This window comes from Candidatus Allofournierella excrementigallinarum (assembly GCF_944388085.1).
Lineage (GTDB): Bacteria > Bacillota > Clostridia > Oscillospirales > Ruminococcaceae > Allofournierella_A > Allofournierella_A excrementigallinarum.
In genome coordinates, this window is sequence record NZ_CALXHK010000096.1 from 1 (window position 1) to 2,671 (window position 2,671).

Genomic DNA, 2,671 nt, shown 5'->3' on the forward strand with positions numbered 1-2,671 from the left:
AACCCAGTATAATTGTACCCTAGATGAGCGCGACCGTCAACAAAGGGAATCAATCGCAAACAATTCTAAAATCATACTATTTTACTAGCAATACAGGCTTGAATTAAAGACCGACCGCCATCATAGCAGTTGGTCTTTAATCAAGAAACGATCCCTATTCAAGCATTTGAAAATGCTTCAGTGCCTCCATAATCGCCGCTTCCTTTTCCGGCGGGCACTGCGGCACTTTGGCATCTTCCTTCTTCGACAGATTATAGTTCTGCCCAACATCCAGCCCACATTTCCGCTTGACCTGGGAGATGTACAGAGAAGATACCTTCAAGCCAGTATGTTTCAGCACATACGCTTTGATCTGCTCATAGGTCGCACCCTTCTGGAACCCGGACATATCCATGTCCTCCAGAGAAAACTCCACACGCACTTTCTTCGAGTCGATTTCTCCCTTGGAAAGCAAGACGACCGTCTCCACATGCTTTGTGCGGGGGAACAGGTCCACAGGCTGCACCTTCACGGGGCGGTAGCCCCGGTCGGCGAGATAGCGGCAGTCCCGGGCGGCGGTGGCGGCGTTGCAGCTGACCATCACCACGCGGCGGGGAGCCATGGCCAGCACTGCGTCCAGGGTCGCGGCGTCGCAGCCCTTGCGGGGCGGGTCAAGGCAGATGACCTGCGGGCTGAGGCCCTCGGCGGCAAGCTGCGCCGCAGCCTGCCCGGCGTCGGCGCAGAGGAACCGGGCGTTTTGCACGCCCATGGCGGCGGCGTTGGCCCTGGCGCTCTCCACCGCTTCGGGCACTATTTCCACGCCCACAAGAGCGCCGCAGTCGCCCGCCATGGAAAGGCCGATGGTGCCCATTCCGCAGTAGAGGTCCAGCAGGGTATCAGTGGGCAGCAGGCCGGCGAACTCCCGGGCCACGGCGTAGAGCCGCTCGGCGGCGGGGGTGTTGACCTGATAGAAAGACAGCGGCCCCAGTTTCACGGGCACGCCGCACATCGTGTCCTCAATGAAGCCGGAACCGAAGAGGGAGATGCACTCCTCGCCGGTGATGACGTTGGTCTTTTGGTGGTTCACATTCAGAACGATGGTTTTGATCTGCGGGAACTGAGCCGTCAGTTCGGCGCAGAACTGCTCTGAATCGGGCAGGCTGCGGCCATTGACGACGAGGCAGAGCAGCACCTGCCCGCTGTGCCAGCCCTGGCGCAGGAAGATATGCCGCACCAGGCCGCGGTGGGTCTCTTCATTGTAAAGAGGGATGCGGTGCGCCTGTAAAAATGCGCAGACCGCGGCGGCGATGTCGTTGAGGGCCCTGGGCTGCAAGAGACAGTCCCGGCAGGGAATCAGCCGGTGGCTGCGGCCGGCATAAAAGCCGAAGGTCACATTCCCGTCCATGTCATACCCGACGGGGAACTGCACCTTGTTGCGGTAGCGGTCGGTCAGGGGGCCGGTGAGCAGCGGCAGCACCGGCAGAGCCTCAAAGCCGCCGAGACGGCGGAATGCGTCCGCCACAAAGCCCTCTTTGGCGCGGGCTTCGGCCTCATAGTCCAGATGCCTGAAACAGCACCCGCCGCAGGGGCGGCAGACCGGGCAGTCCGGCCGGATGTGGCCGGGGCCGGGAACGTGAAGCTCCTCCACGATGCCAAAGGCATAACGGCCCATGTCCTTCACGATCTTTACGGTGACATCGTCGCCGGGGGCAGTGGCGGGCACGAACACCGCTTTGCCGTTCAGCCGGCCCACGCCGCTGCCGTCGCTGGAAAGGCTTTCAATGGTGAGCCGCGCCAGGGTGTTTTTCAAGCCGGGCACAAAAAGCCCTCCTTTTTCTCATTCGCTCAGGCCGTAGGGCAGGATGAAGCGGCCCGCCTCGTCCGACGAGAGTTCGGTGCCGAGGCCGGGGAACTGGTGCTCCAGGGCGTTCAGCGCCATACGGGCCGCCGTGCTGCCCATGGCCGCCGGGTCATAGTGGGCCACGGCCTGCACGCCGTCCGCAACCAGGTCTTCCGCCTCTTCGGGGGAGTCGGCGGCGGCATAGATACGCACCGGCTGCTCGCCTTCCAGCCAGCCCAGGGCCGATGCGGTCTCAAGGGCGGTCTGCGCGTCCTGGGCGCTGGTGCAGAGAATGACCTCCGGCGCGCCCTGGCCGGCAAGGGACTCAGCGTCAAAGGGGAGCGCCGCGCCCTCACTATCGGTATAGTTCACCTGGGCGGTGTACACGCCGTAATGCTCGCACTCGACCAGCGCGTAGTTGGAGAGGCTGGCCTGTTCCTCGTCGGGGGCGCTTTGGAACAGGTAATATTGCAGCAGCAGGTCGCCGTTCGCGTCGGCGACGTCGCCGTCGCGGTAGTCCATGGCGACGGCTTTGCCCAGCACCTCGCCGCCGTGGGAGGCAAGGCTGCCCAGATACCACAGTTCAGCGCTGGAGTTCAGGGTGGCGTCACTGGGGCTCTCACCCACAAAAAACACCGTGGCGCCCGCCGTTCTGGCGGCTTCCAGCAGGGAAGAGTCCACCGGGGCGGCGTCCTGCGGAACGATGAGCACCCCCGCACCGGCGGCCAGCAGGCGGTTTGCCGCGCCGGCATAACTCTCGCCGGGCTCCGCGGTCAGAAACTCCACTTCCTCGGCTTCCAGCGCGGTCTTCAGTGTGTCCGCGTCCAGATAGGTCTTGCCGCTGGGGGAGGT

Annotated in this window: 2 protein-coding genes; both read right to left on the bottom strand. The window is 63.2% G+C overall.

Annotated elements, in window-relative coordinates; genetic code table 11:
* Positions 1–154: 154 nt before the first annotated feature.
* A complete protein-coding gene (gene rlmD / locus ACH2AT_RS10900) occupies positions 155–1,798 on the bottom strand; it encodes a 23S rRNA (uracil(1939)-C(5))-methyltransferase RlmD (RefSeq protein WP_394965998.1) in 1,644 nt (547 codons plus the stop codon).
* Positions 1,799–1,816: 18 nt separating this feature from the next.
* A partial coding sequence (locus tag ACH2AT_RS10905) for a hypothetical protein (RefSeq protein ID WP_394966000.1) occupies positions 1,817–2,671 on the bottom strand: 855 nt, incomplete at its 5' end.